The sequence below is a fragment of the Streptomyces sp. NPDC048389 genome (assembly GCF_040706335.1).
In the GTDB taxonomy this organism is placed as follows: domain Bacteria; phylum Actinomycetota; class Actinomycetes; order Streptomycetales; family Streptomycetaceae; genus Streptomyces.
In genome coordinates this window covers 43,802-66,521 of the sequence record NZ_JBEZKP010000044.1, presented here as the reverse complement: position 1 = coordinate 66,521, position 22,720 = coordinate 43,802, and the positions used below count along the sequence as shown (strand labels likewise).

At 72.6% G+C, this 22,720-nt stretch carries 22 protein-coding genes; 9 read left to right on the top strand and 13 right to left on the bottom strand.

The genetic code is table 11. The features are described from left to right. The first annotated feature begins 509 nt into the window (after positions 1-509). Positions 510-755 carry a hypothetical protein gene (locus AB0903_RS25610; RefSeq protein WP_366706582.1) on the top strand — a complete coding sequence of 82 codons (246 nt, stop codon included), beginning with the start codon at positions 510-512 and terminating at the stop codon, positions 753-755. A gap of 7 nt (positions 756-762) precedes the next feature. Here the strand turns inward: AB0903_RS25610 and AB0903_RS25605 are convergent, their stop codons facing one another. Continuing rightward, positions 763-1,584 (bottom strand): peptidyl-tRNA hydrolase, encoded by an 822-nt coding sequence (locus AB0903_RS25605; RefSeq protein ID WP_366706580.1) that lies wholly within the window; start codon positions 1,582-1,584, stop codon positions 763-765. A gap of 48 nt (positions 1,585-1,632) precedes the next feature. Here AB0903_RS25605 and AB0903_RS25600 point away from each other — a divergent pair, with 48 nt between their 5' ends. Next, positions 1,633-2,310, top strand: coding sequence for an AIM24 family protein (locus AB0903_RS25600; RefSeq protein WP_366706578.1), 678 nt, complete (start codon positions 1,633-1,635; stop codon positions 2,308-2,310). A 34-nt stretch (positions 2,311-2,344) separates the two neighbouring features. Here AB0903_RS25600 and AB0903_RS25595 read toward each other — a convergent pair whose 3' ends face one another. The 9 genes from AB0903_RS25595 to AB0903_RS25555 form a co-directional block, all read right to left on the bottom strand. After that, positions 2,345-2,833: an MSMEG_6728 family protein gene (locus AB0903_RS25595; protein WP_366706576.1), complete on the bottom strand. Its 489-nt coding sequence runs from the start codon at positions 2,831-2,833 to the stop codon at positions 2,345-2,347. Between the two features lie 11 nt (positions 2,834-2,844). Continuing rightward, positions 2,845-3,102: a DUF2945 domain-containing protein gene (locus AB0903_RS25590; protein ID WP_366706574.1), complete on the bottom strand. Its 258-nt coding sequence runs from the start codon at positions 3,100-3,102 to the stop codon at positions 2,845-2,847. A 460-nt stretch (positions 3,103-3,562) separates the two neighbouring features. Next, complete coding sequence (locus AB0903_RS25585) at positions 3,563-4,033, bottom strand: hypothetical protein (protein ID WP_366706572.1); 471 nt, start codon at positions 4,031-4,033, stop codon at positions 3,563-3,565. After that, positions 4,030-5,700 carry an NAD(P)/FAD-dependent oxidoreductase gene (locus tag AB0903_RS25580; protein WP_366706570.1) on the bottom strand — a complete coding sequence of 557 codons (1,671 nt, stop codon included), beginning with the start codon at positions 5,698-5,700 and terminating at the stop codon, positions 4,030-4,032. The genes AB0903_RS25585 and AB0903_RS25580 overlap by 4 nt, the downstream gene beginning before the upstream one ends. Further along, a complete protein-coding gene (locus AB0903_RS25575; RefSeq protein ID WP_366706568.1) occupies positions 5,693-6,220 on the bottom strand; it encodes an SRPBCC family protein in 528 nt (175 codons plus the stop codon). The genes AB0903_RS25580 and AB0903_RS25575 overlap by 8 nt, the downstream gene beginning before the upstream one ends. A 550-nt stretch (positions 6,221-6,770) precedes the next feature. Further along, positions 6,771-7,145 (bottom strand): GntR family transcriptional regulator, encoded by a 375-nt coding sequence (locus AB0903_RS25570; RefSeq protein WP_366706566.1) that lies wholly within the window; start codon positions 7,143-7,145, stop codon positions 6,771-6,773. Next, on the bottom strand, positions 7,142-7,633 hold the full coding sequence (locus AB0903_RS25565) for a hypothetical protein (RefSeq protein WP_366706564.1): 492 nt from the start codon (positions 7,631-7,633) through the stop codon (positions 7,142-7,144). Before AB0903_RS25565 ends, AB0903_RS25570 begins: the two co-directional genes overlap by 4 nt. Before the next feature lie 94 nt (positions 7,634-7,727). Continuing rightward, positions 7,728-8,618 (bottom strand): DMT family transporter, encoded by an 891-nt coding sequence (locus AB0903_RS25560; protein WP_366706562.1) that lies wholly within the window; start codon positions 8,616-8,618, stop codon positions 7,728-7,730. Between the two features lie 202 nt (positions 8,619-8,820). Next, positions 8,821-9,720 carry a polysaccharide deacetylase family protein gene (locus AB0903_RS25555; RefSeq protein WP_366706560.1) on the bottom strand — a complete coding sequence of 300 codons (900 nt, stop codon included), beginning with the start codon at positions 9,718-9,720 and terminating at the stop codon, positions 8,821-8,823. Between the two features lie 189 nt (positions 9,721-9,909). On the opposite strand from AB0903_RS25555, the gene AB0903_RS25550 reads away from it, so the two are divergent. Then, complete coding sequence (locus tag AB0903_RS25550; protein WP_366706558.1) at positions 9,910-10,404, top strand: cupin domain-containing protein; 495 nt, start codon at positions 9,910-9,912, stop codon at positions 10,402-10,404. A 154-nt stretch (positions 10,405-10,558) separates the two neighbouring features. Then, entirely contained in the window at positions 10,559-11,839 is a 1,281-nt protein-coding gene (locus AB0903_RS25545; RefSeq protein ID WP_366706556.1) for a S1 family peptidase, read from the top strand. A gap of 63 nt (positions 11,840-11,902) precedes the next feature. Here AB0903_RS25545 and AB0903_RS25540 read toward each other — a convergent pair whose 3' ends face one another. From AB0903_RS25540 to AB0903_RS25530, 3 genes are read right to left on the bottom strand one after another with little or no spacing between them, the layout of a single operon-like run. After that, on the bottom strand, positions 11,903-14,227 hold the full coding sequence (locus tag AB0903_RS25540; RefSeq protein ID WP_366706554.1) for an FtsX-like permease family protein: 2,325 nt from the start codon (positions 14,225-14,227) through the stop codon (positions 11,903-11,905). Positions 14,228-14,229: 2 nt separating this feature from the next. Next, positions 14,230-15,006: an ABC transporter ATP-binding protein gene (locus AB0903_RS25535; RefSeq protein ID WP_366706552.1), complete on the bottom strand. Its 777-nt coding sequence runs from the start codon at positions 15,004-15,006 to the stop codon at positions 14,230-14,232. Next, positions 15,003-15,509 (bottom strand): PadR family transcriptional regulator, encoded by a 507-nt coding sequence (locus tag AB0903_RS25530; protein WP_366706551.1) that lies wholly within the window; start codon positions 15,507-15,509, stop codon positions 15,003-15,005. The genes AB0903_RS25535 and AB0903_RS25530 overlap by 4 nt, the downstream gene beginning before the upstream one ends. Positions 15,510-15,676: 167 nt before the next feature. Between AB0903_RS25530 and AB0903_RS25525 the strand changes: the two genes are divergently transcribed. The 5 genes from AB0903_RS25525 to AB0903_RS25505 all read left to right on the top strand — a co-directional run bounded on the left by AB0903_RS25525 (position 15,677) and on the right by AB0903_RS25505 (position 22,516). Then, the gene (locus AB0903_RS25525; protein WP_366706549.1) at positions 15,677-16,951 is read left to right on the top strand and encodes an ABC transporter substrate-binding protein; all 1,275 of its coding nucleotides are present in this window, start codon (positions 15,677-15,679) and stop codon (positions 16,949-16,951) included. 216 nt (positions 16,952-17,167) lie between these two features. Next, positions 17,168-18,850, top strand: a complete 1,683-nt coding sequence (locus AB0903_RS25520; protein ID WP_366706547.1) for a glycoside hydrolase family 13 protein — start codon at positions 17,168-17,170, stop codon at positions 18,848-18,850. Positions 18,851-18,876: 26 nt separating this feature from the next. After that, positions 18,877-20,214 (top strand): ABC transporter substrate-binding protein, encoded by a 1,338-nt coding sequence (locus AB0903_RS25515; RefSeq protein ID WP_366706545.1) that lies wholly within the window; start codon positions 18,877-18,879, stop codon positions 20,212-20,214. A gap of 11 nt (positions 20,215-20,225) precedes the next feature. Beyond that, entirely contained in the window at positions 20,226-21,587 is a 1,362-nt protein-coding gene (locus AB0903_RS25510; protein ID WP_366706543.1) for an ABC transporter permease subunit, read from the top strand. Next, positions 21,584-22,516: a carbohydrate ABC transporter permease gene (locus AB0903_RS25505; protein ID WP_366706541.1), complete on the top strand. Its 933-nt coding sequence runs from the start codon at positions 21,584-21,586 to the stop codon at positions 22,514-22,516. The genes AB0903_RS25510 and AB0903_RS25505 overlap by 4 nt, the downstream gene beginning before the upstream one ends. Positions 22,517-22,720: the final 204 nt, after the last annotated feature.

Below are 22,720 nucleotides of genomic sequence, written 5' to 3'. Positions count from 1 at the left end.
CTTGCCGGGAGTCATACGCCCCCGACCAGCACGAGCACCCCGAAGCCCATGCACACCAGCCCCGTGACCTGCAACTTCACGATGCACACAACTCAATCCGCCTTCGGCGAACGATCAGCGGGTCCTGGTTTGGCGAGGACTTCATGCGCTCAGGCTAGAGCCAGCTGAAGCAAACTGCAATGCACTGATAGTCGCTGGGCTAGGCAGTGCCAGTAGGGATCAGGCCAATCAAGCCCTCTGACCTGGGCGGGGGTTCGATAAAGTTCAGTGAAATTAAGTGAAGCTCAGTGATGGGAGATCGAGACGTGAGCTCAGCCGATGAGCCGCAGCCGCCACCTGAGGCATCTCTCATCCGGCTCGCAAGGCAAGCGCGCGGCCTTAGCCCTGAGAGTGCAGCAGAGTTGACGCCGATCCGGCTCCGCGGTGGGCGGTGGCGTCAGATCGAGAAGGGGTATGAGCGCAGGAATCCGCCAAAACTCGTGCGGGCCCCGGATCTGACCCTCGCGCACATGGCCCGAGTAGTCGGCGTCACGCCGGAGCGGCTGGCCCAGACCGGGCGGGAGGTCGCGGCCGAGATCCTGCGAGAGATCCTGCGTCAGGAGGCCGAGGCGGAGCAGGAGCCCGTCTACGCAGACCTCTCCAACCGGTTGGAGCGCGCCGTGTGGGAGATGGACCTCTCCCTCGAGGATCGGAAGATGATGGTCGATCTGCTGCGCCAGGCCCGGGCCGAGGGCCGGCAGGGGCGTAGCGCGTAGGTGCGGGTCAGGGGCGTCGCAGTGAGCGGATGCGGTCGACCCCCTCAACTACGAGAGTTTTACCGGGGGCGATCTCGGTGAACCCCGCGTCGCGCACGACCGGCAGTCCGCTCGCCGTGAGTGCCCGCCAGTCTGCCGTGTCCGCGGTGCGTACGGACAGTGCGAAGCCCGATTCCCGCCATGCCTCCCGCTGTGCCTCCGACAGCCGGAGCCAGGCGAGTTGGGCACCGTGACCGGCCTGCGCCATGGCCTTGCCCGCCGACATCGAGAGCGTGGGGCTCAACCACAGCACCGGGTGGGCCCGGTCGGGGGCGGCGGGCGGCCGCGGGTCCTCCAACTCGGTGCCGGACACCTGGAGCTTGGCCAGTTCCCTGGGCCAGCCGTCGAGCGGTACGGGTGGGAAGACCCGCACCTCCGCAGCCCCGGGCGCCCCGGCGCCGGCCTCCGCCCCGGCCTCCGCCTCGGCGTGCGTGCCGGTACGGGGGCCGGTCAGCGTGATGCCCGGCAGGGTGCCGGCCTTGCGCCACTCGGCGCCCCGCGCCCGCCGTACGACCTTGCGGATACGGCCGTCATGCCAGTCGCGCACGGCCTGAGCCCATTCGCCGTCACCGGTGGAGCGCTCGTCGGCGAGGACCGCGAGCACGGCCCGCGCGGCGGTCTCCAGAGCGTCCGTACGGGTCGGCGGCGCGGTCTTCTCGATACGTACGACCAGCGGCAGGACGAACTGAGGCGCCGTGTCGCGGGCCGAGGTCTCGTGCCTGGAGGGGCTGTCAGGGCGGATTTCCTGGGTGTCTTCGCTGCTCACGCCGGCCAGTCTGCCAGCCGTCATCTGCGGGGATGTTGGCGGAATGGGTTCCTCCGGGCGACGATGCACGACATGAAGAGCGATCTTTTCTCCACAGAGAACATGGCACAGCAGGCCACGGTGCCCGGAATGACGCTGCAGAACGCCAAGTCGGTCAAGTACGCGGTCAACGGCGAGATGCACGCACGGCAGGGCTCGATGATCGCCTTCCGGGGCAATCTCCAGTTCGAGCGCAAGGGCCAGGGGATCGGCGGCATGCTCAAGCGCGCCGTCACCGGCGAGGGCCTGGCGCTGATGGCCGTACGCGGTCAGGGCGAGGCATGGTTCGCGCACGAGGCGGCCAACTGCTTCATCATCGACATCGAGCAGGGCGACGCGCTGACCATCAACGGCCGCAACGTGCTCTGCTTCGACGCGACGCTGTCCTACGAGATCAAGACGGTCAAGGGCGCCGGCATGGCCGGCGGCGGTCTCTTCAACAGTGTCTTCACCGGCTACGGCAAGCTCGCGGTCATGTGCGAGGGCAGCCCCATCGTCATCCCCGTCAGCCACCAGCAGCCGGTGTTCGTCGACACCGACGCGGTCGTCGGCTGGAGCGCCCAGCTGCAGACGTCGCTGCACCGTTCGCAGTCCGTCGGTTCGATGATCCGCGGCGGCTCCGGCGAAGCGGTGCAGCTGAAGCTCGAGGGCGAGGGCTTTGTGATCGTCCGGCCCAGTGAACTCACCCAGCAGAAGGCGTCGCAGAACTGAGGACCGGGCTCAAACCTGGACACGGCGGCTCGGCTCATCGGGCGGCGGGTGTGTACCGCGGCCCGCGATCCGATGCGGGCCACACGTAGGCCAGGTCGTCGGGCACCCCGGGGAAAAGGCCGGCGTACACGTCGCGGTCCTTGCGGACCAGTGCCGAGCGGTGGCTTTCGTGGAAGCTCTCGTCGCCGAGCCAGGGCGGCAGTTCACCGGCGTCCGCCAGCTCCGCCTGGTCGCGCACCGCGGCTCCCGGCCGGTGCGCGGCCAGCCCGGCGACCAGGGAGGCGGCACAGCTGTCCTGGTGTCCGCGCTCCCGCCAGACCCGGCAGATCTCCAGGCCGTACCGCACGAGTGCCTCCTCGTATCCGGCCCACATCCGTACCGCCGGGTGCCGGCGCCAGCCGTAGCCGGGGACGGTCAGGCCGCGGAGCACCTGCAGTGCCTCGACCCGCTGCTTGCCCAGCCGGCGCCGGTCCAGGAGCAGGGCCGTCTGCCGGAAGTCCGGGTGTGGCAGAAAGGTCTGCATCGGTCATCTGCTCACTTCTTGCGCAGCGCGGACGGCTTGTGGACGGCCGACCTGCCGGACGTGGCGCTGCGCACCTCGTACTGCGGGTCTTCGGGCGAGGCGTCCACAAGGCGGCCGGCGGCCTTGGTGCGTCGGGTGATCTTCCGCTCGACCGTGCCCTCGGTGGTGCTGCCGTGGCTGTTCCAGGCGACCTCCTCGCCCCGGTCGAGCTTCTTGCCCTTGCCCTTGCCCTTGCTGTCGTCGTTCGTCTTCTTCGCTCTCTTCGCCATGGTGGTCCCTCTCTCGTTCGTCCCTGTCGTGGCGTCAGGGACCCGTACCGGCAGCCGTGCACTCGGCGGGGTCGCCCGCGCGGAGTGGTCCGGTGCGCTCGAAGAGCTCTGCGGCCTCCGTGCGGGGCAGCTCCCGGCGGGTTGCGGCCGCCCCGCACCGTACGGGCGGCCCCGTCCGGTTCCGTGGCGTCGGTGGGCGGCGTTCCACGGCCGGAGCCGTGCCCGGCAGGAGCGCCGCCGCGTCCCGTGCGGCCTTCTCGCGACCGAACAGCGCACCCGGGCACCCCGAGAGGGGTGACCTCGTGGGCCACCGTCGTGCCCATGCCCCGGGCGGCCCCGATGAGGACGAGGACGATCGTCCGGTCGGCGAGTGGACCGGTGCGCGTGGGCTGTTCTTCTTCCCGCTCGTAAAGGACCCCTTGTCAGCCGTTTCCGGTCGGAGGCGGGATTCGGATGCGTGTCAGGTCTCCGGCGCCGACGGGCGGGCGGTGTGGTCGGGGTGGCCGGGTGTGCGGCGCTCCTCCTTCATCTCCGCCTCGTACAGGTGGTCCCGTCCCTGTGCGAGCTCCCGCACCGCGCCCGCTTCCAGTTCCCGGAACGGCCGGTAGTAGGTGGCGTTGTACGCCTCGATGATCTGGAACGTCCAGTGCCCGGGGATGACGTTGCGCCCCAGGATCTCCGAGCGGACCTTCTCGGCCCACTCGGGATGGCCGGTTTCGTACAGCAGCCGCACGGCGTGGTCCAGCTGCAGGTCGGCGGTTCCGGTCAACTGGTGGAAGTCGTACAGGCGGCCCCTGGCCCGCTCGGTCGTCTCCATGGCCTTGGAGAGCGCCCCGAGAGCCTCGACGGTCCTGTCGTCGACTCCGGCGGGGCGCCGGTGGTCGCGGTCCGGGGCGTCGGGCGAGTACGGGACTTCCGCGTGCCTGTTCATGAACCCTCCTCGACGGGGTGCGTGCTTTCCGGCGTGGCGGCGTGGGGGGACCGCCGGGTTCCGGTGCGGTCGCGCCGGGTCAGGAGCCGCTGGGCGCGGGCGAGACCGGGCGGGCGGTGACGATGCAGCGCGGCGCGCGCGGCGTTGCCGCCCTGCGCGCCGTGCACGCCGCCGCCCGGGTGCGCACCGGCGGAGGCCAGGAAAAGCCCTGGCACGGGGGTCTCCGGCCGTCCGGTGCCGGGCACGGGACGGAAGACGAGCTGCTGGTGGATCGCGGTGGTGCCCCCGTTGATGGCGCCGCCGACCAGATTGCGGTCGAGCGCCTCGAAAGTCGGGGGCGCCAGGATGCGGCGGGCGCGGATCAGGGAGCGGAAGCCGGGCGCGAAGCGTTCCACCTGGCGTTCGACCCGGTCGGCCATGAGTTCCTGGTCCTTGGTGTCCCAGCGGCCGGTGAGGCCCTCGTCGGCGGCGTCGGCTGCGATCTCATGGGGGATGTGGGTGTAGGCCCAGGCCGATTCGGTGCCCTGAGGGGAGCGGGACGCGTCGGCTGTGGTCATCTGGCCGAACAGCAGGAAGGGGCGGTCCGGGATCTGCCGCATGGCGATCTGCGCGGCGAAGCGGGTGAGCTCGTCCAGACCGTCGGCGAGGTGCACGGTGCCGGCCCGGGACACCTGCTCGACCCGCCAGGGAACCGGGCCGTCGAGCGCCCAGTCCACCTTGAAGGTGGCGAAGTCCCACTGGAAGCGGCGCAGGTCGTCCATGAGCTGCGCGGGCAGGTGCTCGGGGGCGAGGAGTTCGCCGTACAGGGCGGGCACCGAGACGTCCGCCAGTACCGCGCGGCGTGCCGCCGTCTCGTCACCGGCCGCCGTACGCACGCCGACGGCCCGCCCGCCGCGGACGACGATCCGCTCGACGCGCTGCCCGCAGCGCACCCGCCCGCCCCGTGCCCGCAGGCGTCGGGTCAGGGCCGCGGTCAGCGCGCCGGAGCCGCCGACGGGGACGGGGAAGCCGTACGTCTGCCCGAGCATGGCCATCAGCCAGCCGAAGCCGCCGCTGCCCGCCGATTCCGGCGCGAGGTCGGCGTGCAGGGCGCTGCCCGCCAGCAGCAGCCGGCCGCCCTGACCGCGGAACTCCTCCTCCCCCATGCGGCGCACCGGCAGCACCAGGGAGCGCGCCATGCGCAGTCCCCCCGCGGCTCGCAGCCGCAACGCCAGCCGCGCCGCTGCGCGGACGGGCGGGAAGGGGGTGAACAAGGTGTCCAGGAGGTCGGGTCGCAGCTGCTGCCACACGTCGTACAGCCGCTGCCAGGCGGCTCCGTCGCCCGGCGCGAAGGCGTCGAGGGACGCGGCGGTGGTGTCGATGTGCCGGTCCAGGACGGCGCAGCTGCCGTCGGTGAGCGGATGCGCCAGCACCCCGGGCGCGTGGCTCCAGCGCAGGCCGTGGTCCTCCAGGTGCAGCCCTGCCAGGACCGGCGAGGCGGCGGCCAGTGGGTAGAAGGAGCTGAAGAGGTCGTTGACGAAGGCCGGGTCGACACCCCGGTCGTGACGGACCGCGCCGCCCGGCTCCGGCTGTTCCTCCAGCACCTCGACGCTCCACCCGGCGTCCGCCAGTATGTTGGCGGCCACCAGGCCGTTGGGGCCGGCGCCGATCACCACCGCGTCAGGCACGGCCGGTTCCGTCCGCTCTCGAATCCGCCGGGGCGACCGGCGCCCCCGGCGCGGCCGCCGTTCCCCGCGGGGTGCTGCGGGCGTCCGACGCTTCGCTCTCGCACAGCCGGGCGAGCCGGGCGAGCATGGTGCGGTGGCGGAGCTGCATCAGTGCCTCGAAGCCGAGGTTGTGCAGTCGGCCGACCGGTCCCTGGAGGGGGTGCTCGTCCACGATCACCAGGCAGTGATCGCCCCAGGGCCGCAACTCGATCGCGATGCGTGCCGTGCCCAGCACGCCGGCTTCGGCCTCCAGCTCCAGCCGGGTGCCTTCCTCGCAGTGCCGGACGACCGTCTCGTTGGCCAGCCGCACCGGGCCGAGCCGGACCTGGTACCAAATGGCGGCGTCCGTGTGCGGCCACCGGCCGCGCACCGGCTCGGACCGCGAGGTTCCCACCACCCACTCCGCGTACCGGGTGCCGTCGGCGAGCACGTTCCATACGGCTCTCGGGCTCGCATGGATCAGACGATGGCGAACGGCCACGAGTATCTCCAGGATGCCTCGGTCGGATTGCCCGTCGGCCGCCGAGTACCCGAGCGTCTCGCGTCCAACCATGCGGCGGGTTCGGCCGTCGAGCTCCGCTCCGCCCGCCCACCCTCACCGTCTGCGAAGCCCGGAACCGGCCGGGGAAGGTGCCCGGCCGGGGAAGGTGCCCGGCCGAGGAAGGTGCCCGGCCGGGGAAGGTGCCGGAGGACCGGCGAGAGCCCGGCGTCGCGATGGTCCGGCGCGGGCAGCGGGTGCTCGACCGTCCAGCGAGGCCCGTAGGCCCGTCGGCCCGGATGCCCGTCGGCCCGGATGCCGGGCATGCCTCAGCGGCACGAGGAGGCCTGGGAGGCCCGGGAATCCCGAGAGGGAGCCGTCGCCGGCGCGGCGCGAGGGAAAGCCGGCCCGCGAGTCGCTCCGGGGCCGCTGTCCAAGAGTCGCGGGCCCACGACCGAAGATTCGGCTGCCCGTCCTCGGCGGCATCCCGCGCCCGGCGGGCGGTTCCTGGGCGCGGGTGCGGCGGCGTACGGCGGGGGCGGCGCGGGTGGCCTCAGCCGTCGGTCAGGGCGCGGCGGACCGCTTCGAGGGCGTCGGCTGGGCCCGCACCCAGGCGCCTGGCGGCGGTGGCGTACGCGCGGGCGTGGTCGGCGAGGCGGTCGGCGGTGTAGGCGGCGGTGGGGTGGGGAAGGGCGGCGACCTTGGTGCCCGCGCCGCGGCGGCTGTGGACGAGGCCGGCGGACTCGAGTTCACGGTAGGCGCGGACGACGGTGCCGTTGGCCAGCCCGAGGTCGGCCGCGAGCTGGCGGACGGAGGGGAGGCGGTCGCCCGCGGCGAGCTGCCCGGAGTGGATGAACTCGGCGAGCTGGGCACGGATCTGCTCGTACGGGGGGACTGGGCTCGCCGTGTCGACGCGTACGCCGCTCATCGGCGGGTGGGGATCATGGCCGTCAGGCACCACACCGCGCTGATCGCGGCGAGCGGCGTGAGGGCCGTCAGTGTCCAGGCGAGGACGTGTGCGGGGCCGTCGAGGCAGCTGATCGACCGCATCGCGACGGACATGAAGAGGCTCGCTCCGGCCAGCGGCGTGGTGACCAGGAACCCCCAGGCCGCGGTGACCGTCCGGGCCCTTTGCCGGAGGCCGGGGCCGTCGTCCGCCGTCGTGAGGACGATGCGGCGCAGCGTACAGGCGCACAGGGCGGTAGCGGTGGCGAGCAGTCCGAGCAGCGGCAGTCCGTAGTACGAGCCGGGCCAGGGGCCGGGCGACTCGGTGCCTCCCGGGCAGACGACGGTGAGCGCCCGGCCGGCCCGCCCCAGGTCGTCGGGGGAGCCGGCCGCCCAGGCTCCCGCCAGCAGCACGACGAGCACGGCCGCCTGGGCGGCCGGCAGGAGGGCCCGGCCGACCGGGCCCGTCATGTGCCGGCAGGTGCCGGGGCGGCCCCCTCGGGTGCCCTTGGGCGAATGGCGTCCCGACGATGCGACGCCCCGCGCCGCGCGACCGGGACACGGCTCAAGGCGCCGCGGCGCCGGTTCCCCCCGAGGTGGTCAGGGACCGCGCGAGCGGCATCGTGGCCAGGGCGACGACACCGGCCACCACCAGCGCGACCCCCGCCGCCTCGGGGAGCAGCCACCAGCCGGTGCGGACGTGTTCCTCGAAGAGGAGGATGCCGAGAGCCAGGCTCACTGCCGCGTCGCCGAGGGTGAGCGCGGGCTGGGAGGCGACCAGTGGGCCCGCCTGCATCGCGTGCACCAGCAGGAGGAGCGCGGCCACGCCGGCCGCCGCGAAGGCGTAGGTCTGCCAGGCCGTGAGGAACGCCCCGGGGCCGTGGTCGTCGAGGATGTGCACCGCCTCCTTCATCAGGGCCGCGGTGACGGCGTAGCTGATGGCGGTGGCCGAACCGAGGAAGGCCGCACGGGTGCGGCCCTCCGGGCGGCGCAGGGCCGCGGCCGCGAGCGCGAGGACCACCACGCCGCACACCGTGAGCGCGACGACCCAGCGGTCCGCCGGTACGTCCGTCCGGTTGCCCGACGGCGCGGCGGCGGCGAGAGCGACGCCGAGCCCCACCACGACGGCGGCCACCGCGGCCCAGCCGGCGCGCGGCAGGCTTCCGTGCAGCAGGAAGGTCGCCAGGACCAGGGCGAACGGCAGTTCCAGGACGAAGAGCGGCTGGACGATCGTCAGCGGCCCGGTCCCGAGGGCCACCGCCTGGCAGAGGCCGGCGACGACGACGGCGAGGATGCCGGCCAGCCAGACGGGCTGCCGCACCAGATCGAGCATCAGACCGGGGCGGAAGCCTTGCGAGCTCGGGACGACGAGGGCCGCCTTGCGTTGCAGGACCGTGGCGAGAGCGTTGCTGAGCGCCGCGCAGAGCGCGAAGAGCACCGGCAGCAGCATGTGCACGTGGGTCGGCCTCCGGCAGTCGACGGTGGGTGAGTGGGCGGACGGTTGGCGGTCCGCGGCGCGCCCCGGCCGCGGACCGGACGGTGCCCACGGCCGGGCCTGCCCACGGCCGGGCCTGCCCGCGGTCCGGGCCGGTCCCTCGGGGCCGGGGCCGGCCGTGCGCCGCTGGTGTGTCGCGCGGGGGAGGGCCGGCCGCCGGCGTTCAGGGCGTGTCGGGTCCCGGCCCGCCGGGCACGCCTGCTGCCCGTGACGGGTCCGGCTGCCGCATCAGGTCGGAGACTTTGACGAACCGGTAGCCGCGCCGGCGCAGCTCGGGGACGATCCTGCGGACCGCCTCCTCCGTGACGGGGGCGGCGCTGCGGGTGCAGTGCAGGACGACCAGCGAACCGGGCCGCACCTGGTCCAGTACCTGGGCGGCCACGGCGTCCGCGTCGGTGGCGAACGCGTCCCCGCCGACGACGTCCCACTGCACGGCCGTGACCTCGGTCTGTGCGACGGCCCGCAGCGCGTCGTCGTTGTAGCAGCCGCCGGGGAAGCGGAAGTACGGCACCACGTTGCGCGCCCCGGCCCGTTCGATCGCTGCGAAAGCCCGCCGTACGTCGGCGGCCATGTCCTCGGCGCCGATCTCGGGGAGTCCGTAGCAGGGGGAACTGAAGGCGTAGTGGCTGTAGGAGTGGTTCGCGATCTCGAAGAGGGGGTCGGTGCCGATCGCCTTCGCCTGGTCCGGGTACTCCTCTGCCCACCGGCCCGTCATGAAGACGGTCGACGGGACTTCGAGCGCGCGCAGGGCGTCGATCAGCGCCGGGTTGTCGAAACGTTCGCCGCGTGCGGCCCGCGGGCCCTGGTCGGCGGTCATGTCGGCGTCGAACGTGAGGGCGACGGTCTTCCCCCGGCTCGTCCCGTCGTCGGCGGCGCGCATGAACACCGGTGCCAGACCGCCCGGCCCGGGAGCCATGGTCGGCGCCGCCGCGGCGGGGGATGGAACGGCAGGGGATGGAACGGCAGGGGATGGAACGGCTTTCGGCGGTGAGGGCCGGGGAGCGGAGTCAGGACGGTGACCGGAGGCGTCACAGCCGGCGAGCGCGGCAACAGAAACCGCCAAAGCGATCAGTTTACGAGCGTATGAGGTCACTGATGGAAAATATGTGATCAACCGTCCGAAGGGAGGGCGGGACGCTCCTGCGTCAGGGTTGTGTTTCCTTCTCTGGTTCCGTGCGCGGGCTCAGGCCGCTGGATCACACCGTGCAATGATGCGGTCGGTTCTGTGGTCCACGTGCTCCGGAGGAACGGCATGGCAGCGTCCCCGAAGGCCGGAGTGCTCGCCGGCAAAGCGGATCTGCCGACGGCTCACGACGACCGGGGCGGCGCCGTCTGGCGACTGGACCCGGTCGCCCGGCAGCTCGACGCCAACCTCGTACGGCTCCTGCCGGGAACCCGGGGCGCCGCCCATGTCGAACCGGACCTGGACGTGCTGGTCTGCGTCGTCGACGGCGGTGGCGAGCTGGCGATCGGCGGTGAGCGGCAGCCGCTGGAACCGGGATGCGTGGCCTGGCTGCCGCACGGCATGGAGCGCGCGCTGTCCGCCGGCCCCGACGGCCTCGCCTACGTCACGGCGCACCGCCGCCGCCCCGGCATGGCCATCGGCAACGCCTCCGCCGTCCGTGCGGCGGCCCAGGCCGGGGAGCCGGCCTGCATGCTCAGCAGTGTCTGCCCCGAGTGCGGCCACCCGGCCGAGGACACCGGGGCGAGGTACTGCAGCCGGTGCGGCGCCCGGCTGCCCGCGTGAACCGTGCGGCGGTGCAGTGCCGTTGACAACCCGTCAAGCACGAATTCCGCAGTGGCGATGAGTACAACTCCCCCCTCTTGCGTATCTACGGTCGGACGCGTCCCCCGGTCTGTCGTCGGCAACCGGATTCCGTATCCCCGCAGGAGGCGGCGAGTTGAGTCACAGGCGAATACCCAAGCGAAAGGCCGTGCTTGCAGGCGCGGGGGCGGTGGGCGTCGCCGCGGCAGCCGTGCTGCTGCCCCACGCCAACGCATCGCAGTCCGGTTCCGGTCCGCAGGTGAAGGCCGAGGCCAGAACCCTGAGCGCCGCGGCGGCCCAGGACCTGGTCTCGCAGCTCGGCCCCGAGCTCGGTGACGCGTATGCCGGTGCGTACTACGACGCACAGAAGCAGCAGGTCATCGTCAACGTCAGCGGCGACAGCAACAACGTGATCGTCCAGGTCAACGAGGCCGGCGCCGTCGCGCGGCCCGTCGAGAACAGCATGAGCGAGCTGAAGTCCGCGGCGGACGACCTGGCCCGGAAGGCCACCGTCCCGGGCACGGCCTGGGCCGTCGACCCCAGGACCAACCTGCTGATGGTCACCGCGGACCGCACGGTCTCAGGTGACCGCTGGAACCGGCTGGAGTCCGCCGTCGCGTCACTCGGCTCCGGCATGGCCCGTATCCAGAAGTCCGCGGGCGAGTTCAGGCCCTTCCTGGAGGGCGGCGACGCCATCTTCGGCGGCGGGTCGCGATGTTCCCTCGGCTTCAACGTCACCACCGGCGACGGGCGGCCGGGCTTCCTCACCGCCGGACACTGCGGCGTCGCCGACGACCAGTGGTCCGAGGAACCGAACGGCGCCCCGATCGGCACGGTCCAGGCGGCGACTTTCCCCGGCGAGGGGGACTTCGCCCTCGTCACGTACGACGACCCCGGCACCGAAGCCTCCGGCACGGTCGACCTCGGCAACGGGCAGACGCTGGACATCGTGCGTGCGGACGACGCGGCGGTCGGCCAGGAGGTGTTCCGCATGGGCAGCACCACCGGTCTGGACAGCGGGCAGGTCACCGGTCTGAACGCCACCGTGAACTACCCGGAGGGCACCGTCACCGGCCTGATCCAGACCGATGTGTGCGCGGAGCCGGGCGACAGCGGCGGTGCGTTGTTCACCCGGGACGGCAGCGCGATCGGGCTGACCTCGGGAGGCAGCGGCGACTGCACGTCGGGCGGTGAGACGTTCTTCCAGCCGGTGACGACGGCGCTGGCGGCGGTCGGTGCGCAGCTCGTCGAGGGCGGCGGCGACCAGGGACAAGGCCAGGGGCAGGGCCAGGGACAAGACCAGGGCCAGGGCGGCCAGGAGCAAGGAGACCAGGAGCAGGGCGGCCAAGGGCAGGGACAGGGGCAGGCAGGCCAGGAGCAGGCCGGCAGGGACCAGGACGGCTTCGGCGGCAGCTGATCCCGTGGCGTTTCCCCCAGCGGTCCGGGGGCGTGCGGCACTCCGCACGCCCCCGGACCGTGCTCAGAGCGTCTCGCTCAGCGAATCCGCCAGCCGCCGCCGCGCCGTCCGCGTCGCCGGCAGCGAGGCCGCCGCCACCGCCCCCGCCACGGCGCCGGCCACCACCCCCACCAGTACCGGCCACGGGGGCAGATGGGCGATGCCCGCTCCCATTCCGCTGGAGCTGCCCTGGGCGTCCACCAGCCACACCCCGGACAGCGCGCCGAGCGCCGTCCCCGCCACGGCCGCCACCAGCGCCGTCAGTGAGGCGCCGGTCACGATGACCGAGCCGATCTGGCGGGGCGTCAGCCCGATCGCCTTCAGCGCGAGCAGGTCCCGGCCCCGGTCGCGCACCCCGGTGCCGATCAGCGTCAGCAGCTCGGTCAGCCCGATCAGCGCCAGTACGGCGATCAGGGCCGCGATCACCCCGCGCGCCGGTTCCAGCCGGTCGGCGGGGTTCGGTGTCTCACGGATCTCCAGAGTGCCGCCCGCCGCCTCGTCGAGTGCGGCCCGTACCGCCCGAGGGTCCGAGTCCTCGGCCAGTACCAGTGCGTGGAAGTCGGGCCGCAGGAGCGGATCGCGGTCCCGCAGGGCGTCGAGGGTCGTCGAGATGATCCGTCCGCCCGACTCGGGTTCGATGCTGCGGCCCACGATGTGCAGGATCTGCGGCCGGCCCTCGACCGTCATCCGCACCCAGTCCCCGACCCGCACGCCCAGCAGGTCGAGCAGCCCCTGTCCGGCGACGGCCTCGTCCGCGCCGCGGGCCGCCCGGCCCTCCGCCACGGCCGACGGATACGGGTCCTCCGCGGTGCCGAGCCCGCGCAGGGTGATGGTGCCGGTCTGCCCGGGGACCAGTGCGGCCATCTCGGCGCCGGGATGGACGGCGGCCACCTCCGGGACCTCGGCCAGGGTCCGCAGCAACTCGTCCTCCGTGGGCCCGCCGGGCTGCTGCGCCCGTACGGTCAGTGCCGCGGGCAGTCCCATCTCGGCGGGACGGCTGCGGAACTGGTCCAGCGTGGACCAGGCGACCAGCGCGACGGTGATCAGCACCAGCGGCAGCGCGAGACGCCCCACGGCGACGGCCGTACGGCCCCGGCGGGAGAAGGCCGAGCGCCAGCCCAGTACCAGGGCCGGCGGCACCCGCATCCCCAGCGCCCGCCGCCCGAGCACGGTCATCGGCGCGGCCGACGGCTGTGCGGCCCGGGCCACCGGGACCGGCGGGACGCGCCCCGCGCGCCAGGCCGCGAGCCCGGTCGCGGCCGCGATCAGCAGGACCGCGCCGCACGGCACACCGGTCATGAGCGCCGCGTATCCCGGCAGGTCCTGCCAGAGAGCGGCCGCATCGCCGATCCGGCCGGGTATCCGCGCCCCGAGGAGGGCGATCGCCGTCGTTCCGAGGGCGACGCCGAGCAGGGCGAAGGCCAGGTGCTGCACCAGGAAGCCGCGCACCACCTGCCCCGGTGTGAAGCCCACGGCCTTGAGCACGGCGATGTCCCGCAGCTGCCCGCGGACCCGGGCGCCGATCGCCCCGGACGCGGCGAGCGCGGCCGCCAGCAGCGCGCCGAGGCCGAAGACGGCGAAGAGCTGGCCGAGCAGGCGGTCGTCGCCACCGGCCTCCGCCCGCGCCTGCTGCCACTTGGTGACCGTCTCGACCCGGTCGGCACCGAGCAGGGTCACCGCCCGCTGGACCATGAAATCGGTGTCGCCGGCGTCGTCCAGCCGAAGCCCGACGCTCTGCCCGGCGCCGCCGGGCGCGACGGCGTCGAGCGAGTCCGGCAGCACCCAGCCGATCCCGGGCCCGCCGCCCGGCCGGTAGGCCGGCTCCGCCGCCTCCGCGACGCCGGTCACACGCAGGGTCCGCGGCGCGCCGTCCTGCCCGGTGACCCGTACGGTGTCACCGGGCTCGGCCCACAGCGCCCGGGCGACGGAGGTCTCCAGTACGACGGTGCCCGCCGTGCCGCCGCCGTCGGGCGGTGAGAGCCAGCTCCCCGAGGTCACGAGCGGCCGCGCCACCTCCGGCGGCCGGGTCCCGGCCGCCCGCAGCGCCAGCGTCGCCCGCGTGCCCTGCGACTCGACGGCGGTGGTGGCGGTCCGGAAGGGGCCGGAGAGCCCGGCGACGCCGTCGAGCTCCGCGAGGGCGGCCGTGTCGGTGCCCGCCCGGGTCTGGAGCCAGACGTGCGCGCCCTGGGACTGGTTGAAGATCCGCTGCCAGGGGTTGGCGGCGTAGCTGAACAGCGCGCCCGCGAGCAGCAGTGAGGCGATGACCCCGGCGCTGGCGAGGACGACGAAGAGGGCCTCGCCGCGGTGTGCGCGGAAATCGGCGTGTGCCCAGCGCAGAGTGGCCCGCACGGTCAGTCCCTCAGTTCGAGCACGCCGGACACCCCGCCGCCCGGGCCGCGGCGTCCGGCGCCGAGCTCGGCGTCGTCCGCGATCCGCCCGTCGAAGAAACTGATGACACGGTCGGCGGCGCTCGCCATCCGGGCGTCGTGGGTGACCATCACGATGGTCTGGCCGCGCTGGTGGAAACGGGAGAGCAGCCGGAGCACCTCCCGGGTCCCCTTGCTGTCGAGGCTGCCGGCGGGTTCGTCGGCGAGCAGCAGGGCCGGGTGGTTGACCAGTGCCCTGGCGAGCGCGACGCGCTGCTGCTCTCCTCCGGAGAGCTCGCCGGGCATGGACTTCTCGCGGCCTTCGAGGCCGAGCTCGGCGAGGAGTTCGGCACGGGAGTCGCGCGCGGCCCTGGGGGAGGCGCCGGCGAGCAGGGCGGGCAGTTCGACGTTGTCGGCGACGGTGAGGTTCGAGACCAGGTTGAAGAACTGGAAGACGACGCCGATGTGGCGCCGCCGCAGCACCGCCCAGCGGGCTTCGCGGTACTCGTCGACCCGTCGGCCGTCGAGCCACAGCCTCCCGCTGTCGGGCCGCTGGAGGCCGCCTATGAGATGCAGCAGCGTCGACTTGCCCGCGCCCGAGGGGCCGGTGACGGCGACGAACTCGCCGGGCCGGACGGTCAGGTCCACACCGCGCACGGCGTGCACCGGGGCGCCTTCGCCGCGGTGCGTCTTGGTCAGGCCCTCGGCACGTACGATCGGCTCGGCGCCGGCTGCGCCCGAAGGGGCCGCTGTGTCGCTCATTCCAGCTCCTCCTGGCAGCGCTCCAGCCAGTCGAGGTCTGCCTGCAGATGCAGCATGGCTCCCTCGATCAGCAGTTGGGAGATCTTGTTGTCACGGTCCTCCGCGGCGGCCAGTCTGGACAGGTCCCGCATGGTGTTGAGGTACTGCCGCCGCTGTTTGTTGATCAGGGCGACCGGGTCGGCGCATCCCGACTGGGGGGCGAGCGCGAGCTTCATGAAGAACTCGTCCCGCACCCGCGGCTCGTCCGTGGTCTCCTCGAACCAGGCCCGCACCGCCTCACGCCCGGCGTCGGTGAGCCGGTACGTGCGCTTGTTGGGCCGGCCCGACTGCTCGACGTCCTCGCCGTCGATCAGACCGCTCTTCTCCAGCCGGCCCAGGGTGACGTAGACCTGGCCGACGTTCGGCTGAGGGTACGCGGCACCGAGGAGCTGTTCAAGGTCCTGCTTCAGCTCGTAGCCGTGCGCGGGGCCACGGGTCAGGAGTGCCAGGAGCGGCAGCCGCACGTGCTCCCCTCCCTCCCGTTGACATGGTTTCCTGTTGCCCCGGCCGCGGCGTGTGTTCTGCGGCACTCGCCTCGTCTGCCTGGACGTCTAGTATCGCCCATGCCTAACGGGTATATATAGGCCACGATGCTCGGCAGCGCAGCCGGATCGTGCCCTGGGAGGAACCTGTGCGGTGGATGCGTGCCGCGGGTAGAGGACTCCTGGTCGCGGCGGTGGTGGTGGCCGGCTATGCCGGTGTGGATGTCGGCGGCCAGGGTGGCGCGGACACTCGGGGACGCGGGCCCATGACGCTCGTGACGGCGGGCGATCTGACCGACTATCTCTCGCCGCTGCTCGACGACTGGAACAGTGCCCACCCCGACGAGCGGGTGACGCTGGTCGAGCTGCCGGACTCGGCGGACGAGACCCGGGCGCAGATGATCAGCGAGCTGCGCTCCGGCAGCGACCGGTTCGACGTGCTGAACATCGATGTGGCGTGGACGTCCGAGTTCGCCGCGGCGGGCTGGATCGCCCCGCTGCAGCGCGACCGCTTCCCCCTGAAGAGCTTCCTGCGGCCGGTCGTCGACACCGCCACCTTCGACGGGCGGCTGTACGCGGTGCCGTACGTCACCAACGCCGGGCTGCTCTACTACCGCAAGGACGTCCTCGAGCGGGAGGGCGAGAAGCCGCCGCGCACCTGGACCGAACTGGCCCGCCAGGCCCGCACGGTCGCCCCCCGGCACGGTCTGGACGGGTACGCCGGCCAGTTCCTGCCGTACGAAGGGCTGACCGTCAACGTCGCGGAAGCCGTGCACTCGGCGGGCGGTTCGATCCTGCGGGACGACGGAGAGCGGGTCACCGTGGACTCCGCCGCGGCCCGAGAGGCGCTGACGTTCCTGGCGGACGGAGTGCGGGAGGGCTGGATCCCCCGCGAGGCGCTCCGGTACAAGGAGGAGGAGTCCCGGCAGGCGTTCCAGGACGGCAGACTGCTCTTCCTCCGCAACTGGCCCTATGTCCACTCGGACGCGAGCGCGAAGGACTCGAAGGTCGCGGGGAAGTTCGGTGTGGTGCCGCTGCCCGGACCGAACGGGCCGGGCACCAGTGTGCTGGGCGGCTCCAACCTGGCGGTGAGCAGCCACTCCCGGCATCCGGCCTCCGCCGCCGACCTGATCGCCTACCTCACCAGCGAGCGCGTCCAGCGCCAGGTGCTCACCGAGGGCTCCCTGCCACCGGTCCGTGCCGATCTGTACGAGGACCCGGAGCTCGTGCGGGCCCATCCCTACCTGCCGACGCTGCGCCAGAGCGTGCTGTCGGCGGTGCCGCGTCCCAAGAGCCCGCGCTACGACCAGGTGAGCCTGGCCGTGCAGGCGGTTGCGCAGGACGTCATGGCGCTCCGGCAGACACCCGCGGATGCGGTGGAGCGGCTCGCGCGCGAGCTCGCCGCGATCTCCCGTGGGAACTGATCCCGTCATCTCGTTCATTCCCGAGAGGTCCCTACCTACATGTTAGGTAGGGACCTCTCCTCTTCAGTTTCTGTATTACGGGACAAAACATCCAACATTATGGCAGTTTCCGGACACACCGTTGACACCGTCCAGTCGCTGCTACTTAACATGCATGCATAACAGCGCACCCGATCCGGGGCGCCCTCGCATCCAGCAGAAACAGGTCGACGCGAGATGCTCAGCACGCTTCCAGCCGCCATCGGCGACCCCTCCCGCCCCGCCACCGCCCCCGACCCCTGGTGGCGTGATGCGGTGATCTACCAGGTCTACGTCCGCAGCTTCCTCGACAGCACGGGGGACGGCATCGGCGACCTGGCAGGCGTACGGGCCGGGCTTCCCTATCTCAGGAAGCTCGGCGTCGACGGCATCTGGCTCAGCCCGTTCTACCCGTCCCCGCAGCACGACCACGGCTACGACGTCGCCGACTACACCGGCGTCGACCCCGTCTACGGCGACCTGGAGGAATTCGACCGGCTGATGGCCGACGCCCGCCGCCTCGGGCTCCGGCTGCTGCTCGACATCGTCCCCAACCACTGTTCCAGCGAGCACCCGTGGTTCCGTGCGGCGCTCGCCGCCGGCCCCGGCGGCGCAGCCCGCTCCCGTTTCCACTTCGCGCCCGGCCGAGGCCCCGGCGGCGACGAGCCGCCCAACAACTGGCGCGCCATGTTCGGCGGCCCCGCCTGGAGCCGCGTCACCGAACCCGACGGCACCCCCGGCGACTGGTACCTCCACCTCTTCACCCCGGAGCAGCCGGACCTCAACTGGCGCGACCCGGCCGTCGGCGACGACTTCGAACGGGTGCTGCGCTTCTGGCTGGACCGCGGTGTCGACGGCTTCCGCATCGACGTCGCCGCCGGGCTCTTCAAACACCCCGGACTGCCCGACTCCGACGATCCGTACGCCGACGAGCGGTCCCGCGACTCGGTCAACCCGCTCGCCTGGAACCAGCCCGAGGTCCACGACGTGTGGCGCCGCTGGCGCTCGGTGTGCGACGAGTACGCCGAACGGGACGGCAGGGACCGCCTCCTCGTCGGCGAGGTCTCCGTGCCGACCGCGCGGGAGCACGCCGAGTATGTCCGACCCGACGAACTGCACCAGGCGTTCTTCTTCGACCTGCTGTCCGCGCCCTGGGACGCGGACGCCTTCCGCTCGACGATCGAGACGGCGATACGCGACATCGCCGGCACCGGGTCGACCGTCACCTGGGTGCTCAACAACCACGACCAGATCCGCACCGTCACCCGGTACGCGGGCGAACCCGGTGTGGAGGGCAGCGGCCTCGGAGCCGCCCGCGCCCGCGCCGCGGCCCTCCTGATGCTCGCCCTCCCCGGCGCCGCCTACGTCTACCAGGGTGAGGAACTCGGCCTCCCCGAGGTCCTCGACCTGCCGGACGAGGTGCTCACCGACCCGATCTTCCACCGCACCGGCAGCCGCAAGCGCATCCGTGACGGCTGCCGCGTCCCACTGCCCTGGTCCGGCCACGCTTCCCCGTTCGGCTTCAGCCAGGGCGCGGCCGGGGCCCGGCCGTGGCTCCCGCAGCCCGAGTGGTTCGCGGAGCACGCCACCGACCGGGCCCTGGCCGACACCCGCTCCTTCTGGCACCTCTACCGCGACGGCCTGCAGCTGCGCCGCAGCCTGCCGCAACTCGGCGAAGGCACCCTGCGCTGGCTGGACGCGCCCCCGCAGGTACTCGCCATGGCCCGCGGCGACGGGCTGATCTGCGCCGTCAACTTCGGCACGGAGCCGGTGCCCTCCCCCGTGACCGGAACCCCTCTGCTCGCCAGCGGCCCCTGCCCCGACGGTGTGCTCCCCGGAGCCACCGCCGCCTGGTGGACCGGCGACCACCCCGCCTCCTGACCCTCACCCCTGGAAGGACCCTCACCATGCGACGCACCGCCAGAAGCACCACCCTGCGCACGACGGCCGCGGCCTCGGCCGTACTCGGCCTCACCCTCGGTGCCACCGCCTGCGGCGGCGGCACCACCGGACCCGCGAGCGGCGGCGAACTCGACGGCAAGACCGTCACCGTCGCCGGCGTCTGGACCGGCAGCGAGCAGAAGAACTTCAAGAAGGTGCTCGACGCCTTCAGCGAGAAGACCGGCGCCAAGACGGTCTTCGTCCCCTCCGGCGACAACGTCTCCACCTTCGTCGGCAGCAAGATCGAGGGCGGCAACGCCCCCGACGTCGTGATGGTGCCCCAGGTGGGCGTCATCCAGCAGTTCGCGAAGGAGGGCTGGCTCAAGCCGCTGTCCGACGAGACCTCCAAGACGGCCGACGCGGGGCTCGCCCCCGTGTGGAAGAACTACGGAACCGTCGACGACACCTACTACGGCCTCTACTTCAAGGCCGCCCACAAGTCCACCGTCTGGTACAGCCCCGAGGCGTTCACCCAGGCCGGCGTCAGCGCGCCCAAGACGTACGAGGACCTCCTCAAGGTCGGCCACACCCTCGCCGACTCCGGCCGCCCCGCCTTCGCGGTGGCCGGCGAGGACGGCTGGACCCTGACCGACTGGTTCGAGAACATCTACCTCTCCCAGGCCGGCCCCGAGAAGTACGACCGGCTCGCCAAGCACGAACTCAAGTGGACGGACGAGAGCGTCGTCACGGCACTGACCACACTGGGCGAACTGTTCAAGGACGACCGGCTGGTCGCGGGCGGCGCGAAGTCCGCGCTGCAGACCGACTTCCCGGCCTCCGTCGAGCAGGTCTTCGGCCCCGAGCCCAAGGCGGGCATGGTCTACGAAGGGGACTTCGTCGGCGGCATAGCCAAGGACGAGTTCGGCCGCAAGCTCGGCGAGGACGCCGACTTCTTCCCGTTCCCCGGGGTCGACGGCGGCAGGGCCCCGGTCGTCAGTGGCGGAGACGCGGCCGTCGTCCTCAAGGACGGCAAGAACAGCGAGGCCGGCATGAAGCTCCTCGAGTTCCTCGCCACCCCGGAGGCCGCGGAGGTCTGGGCCGGTGCCGGCGGGTTCCTGTCACCGAACACCAATGTGAGCTTCGACGCCTACGGCGACGACACCACCCGCTCCACGGCCGAGTCCCTCGTCGCGGCCGGCAACTCCGTCCGCTTCGACATGTCCGACCAGGCGCCGGCGGCGTTCGGTGGCACCAAGGGCGCCGGCGAGTGGAAGCTCCTCCAGGACTTCCTGCGCGACCCGTCCGACCCGAAGGGCACCGCCGCGAAGCTCGAGGCCGCGGCCGCCAAGGCGTACGGGAACTGAGGCAGACCGCCATGGCCGACACTCTCAAGGCGCGGGCCCCCGGGGCCCGCGCCCGCCGGACCGGCGTCGCGGGCAACCCGCGGCGCCGGGCCCAGCGCGGCAAACGCCGCCTCGCGGTCCTGTTCGTCCTGCCGGCGCTGCTGCTCCTCGGGGCGCTCGTCGTCTACCCGGTCGTCTTCTCCGTCGGGCGCAGCCTGTTCGACGCGAGTGGCGAGCAGTTCGTCGGCGCGGCGAACTACACCGAGATCTTCCAGGACCCCGCCACCCTCAAAGCCCTCCGCAACAGCACCATCTGGGTCGTCGTCGCACCGGTCCTGCTGACCGGCCTCGGCCTGATGCTGGCCGTCCTCACGGAGAAGGTGCGCTGGGCGACCGCCTTCAAGCTGGTGCTCTTCCTGCCCATGGCGGTCTCCTTCCTCGCCGCGGGCATCATCTTCCGTCTCGCCTACGAGCAGGACCCCGACCGCGGTGTGATCAACGCGGCCGTGGTCGCCGTCCACGACACCTTCGAGGACCCGGCCGCCTATCCGACGGCCCGCGCCCGCGAGGACCAGGGCCTGGCCGGAGGCGCCGGCGGCCCCTACACCACGACGGAAGCCGTCCGTCCCGGCGGCTCCGTCACCCTCGGCTTCGTCGGCGTGGCACCCGACGCGATCCCGGCGCAGGCACGGGCCGCCGCCGCACCCAGCCCCGGAGCGGACGAGATCGGCGGCGTCGCCTACCTCGACTTCGCACCGGGCGGCGGCGGCACCCAGGGCAAGGTCGACCCGTCGGAGAAGGGCCTGCCCGGCATGACCGTCGAGGCCCTGCGCGACGGTGAGGCGGTCGCGCGTGCGACCACCGCCGCCGACGGCTCGTTCCGCTTCACGGGCCTCGCCGACGGCGAGTACACCCTCCGGCTGCCCGCCTCGAACTTCGCCGCGCCCTACCAGGGCGTGAACTGGCTCGGGCCGGCCCTGGTCACACCGGCCATCATCGGCGCGTATCTGTGGGTGTGGACCGGGTTCGCGATGGTGCTCATCGGCGCCGGGCTCGCCGCGATCCCGCGCGACGCGCTGGAGGCGGCCCGGATGGACGGCGCCTCCGAGGGGCAGATCTTCCGCAAGATCACCGTGCCGCTGCTGGCGCCCGTGCTGACGGTCGTCTTCGTGACGCTGGTCATCAACGTGATGAAGGTCTTCGACCTCGTCTACATCATCGCGCCGGGACCGGTCCAGGAAGAGGCCAACGTACTCGCCACCCGGATGTGGCTGGTCTCCTTCGGCGGCGGCAACGACCAGGGGCTCGGCAGCGCCCTGAGCGTGCTGCTGCTCCTGCTGGTCGTCCCGGCCATGATCTTCAACGTCCGGCGCTTCCGAAGGAGCCGATCATGAGCGGCCGCACCACCGTCGAGCGCCGTCCGGCCGATCGGACCGCCGCCGTCCGGCCCGTCCCCCTGCCGCCGTCCGCCCCCCGTCGCCGCAAGAGCCGTCTCACGGCCTGGCTGAGCAGCGGAGCCGTCCAAGCCGTGCTCGTCCTGGTGGCGCTCGTCTGGATCACACCGCTGGCGGGTCTGTTCCTCTCCTCGATGCGCTCCGAGCGGGACAACGCGTCCGACGGCTGGTGGACGGCGCTGACCGACCCGTCACAACTGTCCCTGGACAACTACACGGCACTCTTCCGGGACTCCGGAATCGGCGAGGCGTTCTGGAACACGGTCCTCATCTCGGTGCCCACGACCCTGCTCGTCGTCGGCATCGCGGCGCTCGCCGGATACGCCTTCGCCTGGCTGGACTTCCCGGGCCGCGACGCGATCTTTCTGGTGGTCGTCGGCCTGCTCGTCGTCCCCGTCCAGATCGGGCTGCTACCGGTCGCCAAACTGTTCGGCACGATCGGTCTGTTCGGCACGGTCGCGGGTGTCGTGCTCTTCCACGTGGCCTACGGACTGCCGTTCGCCGTCTTCCTGCTGCGGAACTACTTCGCCGAGATCCCGAGGGAGATGCTGGAGGCCGCGCGGATGGACGGCGGCTCGGAGTGGCGCATCTTCTCCCGGCTGGTCCTCCCGCTCGGCCGGCCGGCCATCGCGAGCCTGGCGATCTTCCAGTTCCTGTGGGTGTGGAACGACATGCTCGTCGCGCTGCTCTTCGCGGACAGCGAGTCCCAGCCGCTGACGGTGGCTCTCCAGTCCCAGATGCGCCAGTTCGGCAGCAACATCGGCGTCCTGGCGCCGGGGGCGTTCCTGTCCCTCGTCGTCCCGCTGGTGGTGTTCTTCGCCTTCCAGCGGCACTTCGTGCAGGGCGTGATGGCGGGGTCGGTGAAGTAGTGAAGCGGGGGATGGCGGGGCGGGTCCGGGCGGAGCCCGCTGCGCGGAGCCCGTCCCCTCCCCTCCCCGCCCCTCCCCTCCCCGCCCCTTCCCGAACCGGGGCAAGCCCCGACCCCGCCACGCCCTTCGGGAGTGGTCCGGGGCTCCGCCCCGGGCCCGGTACCGCGCGGAGCGCGGTGGCCTCGAACCTCCTACGGCCTGGCG

Coding starts and splice junctions, on each gene's coding strand:
- AB0903_RS25535 (WP_366706552.1), bottom strand. CDS start 15,006: ATGAGCGACACAGCGGCCCCTTCGGGCGCAGCCGGCGCCGAGCCGATC.
- AB0903_RS25585 (WP_366706572.1), bottom strand. CDS start 4,033: ATGAACAGGCACGCGGAAGTCCCGTACTCGCCCGACGCCCCGGACCGC.
- AB0903_RS25595 (WP_366706576.1), bottom strand. CDS start 2,833: ATGCAGACCTTTCTGCCACACCCGGACTTCCGGCAGACGGCCCTGCTC.
- AB0903_RS25565 (WP_366706564.1), bottom strand. CDS start 7,633: ATGACGGGCCCGGTCGGCCGGGCCCTCCTGCCGGCCGCCCAGGCGGCC.
- AB0903_RS25515 (WP_366706545.1), top strand. CDS start 18,877: ATGCGACGCACCGCCAGAAGCACCACCCTGCGCACGACGGCCGCGGCC.
- AB0903_RS25600 (WP_366706578.1), top strand. CDS start 1,633: ATGAAGAGCGATCTTTTCTCCACAGAGAACATGGCACAGCAGGCCACG.
- AB0903_RS25510 (WP_366706543.1), top strand. CDS start 20,226: ATGGCCGACACTCTCAAGGCGCGGGCCCCCGGGGCCCGCGCCCGCCGG.
- AB0903_RS25610 (WP_366706582.1), top strand. CDS start 510: ATGGCCCGAGTAGTCGGCGTCACGCCGGAGCGGCTGGCCCAGACCGGG.
- AB0903_RS25520 (WP_366706547.1), top strand. CDS start 17,168: ATGCTCAGCACGCTTCCAGCCGCCATCGGCGACCCCTCCCGCCCCGCC.
- AB0903_RS25550 (WP_366706558.1), top strand. CDS start 9,910: ATGGCAGCGTCCCCGAAGGCCGGAGTGCTCGCCGGCAAAGCGGATCTG.
- AB0903_RS25570 (WP_366706566.1), bottom strand. CDS start 7,145: ATGAGCGGCGTACGCGTCGACACGGCGAGCCCAGTCCCCCCGTACGAG.
- AB0903_RS25590 (WP_366706574.1), bottom strand. CDS start 3,102: ATGGCGAAGAGAGCGAAGAAGACGAACGACGACAGCAAGGGCAAGGGC.
- AB0903_RS25505 (WP_366706541.1), top strand. CDS start 21,584: ATGAGCGGCCGCACCACCGTCGAGCGCCGTCCGGCCGATCGGACCGCC.
- AB0903_RS25605 (WP_366706580.1), bottom strand. CDS start 1,584: ATGACGGCTGGCAGACTGGCCGGCGTGAGCAGCGAAGACACCCAGGAA.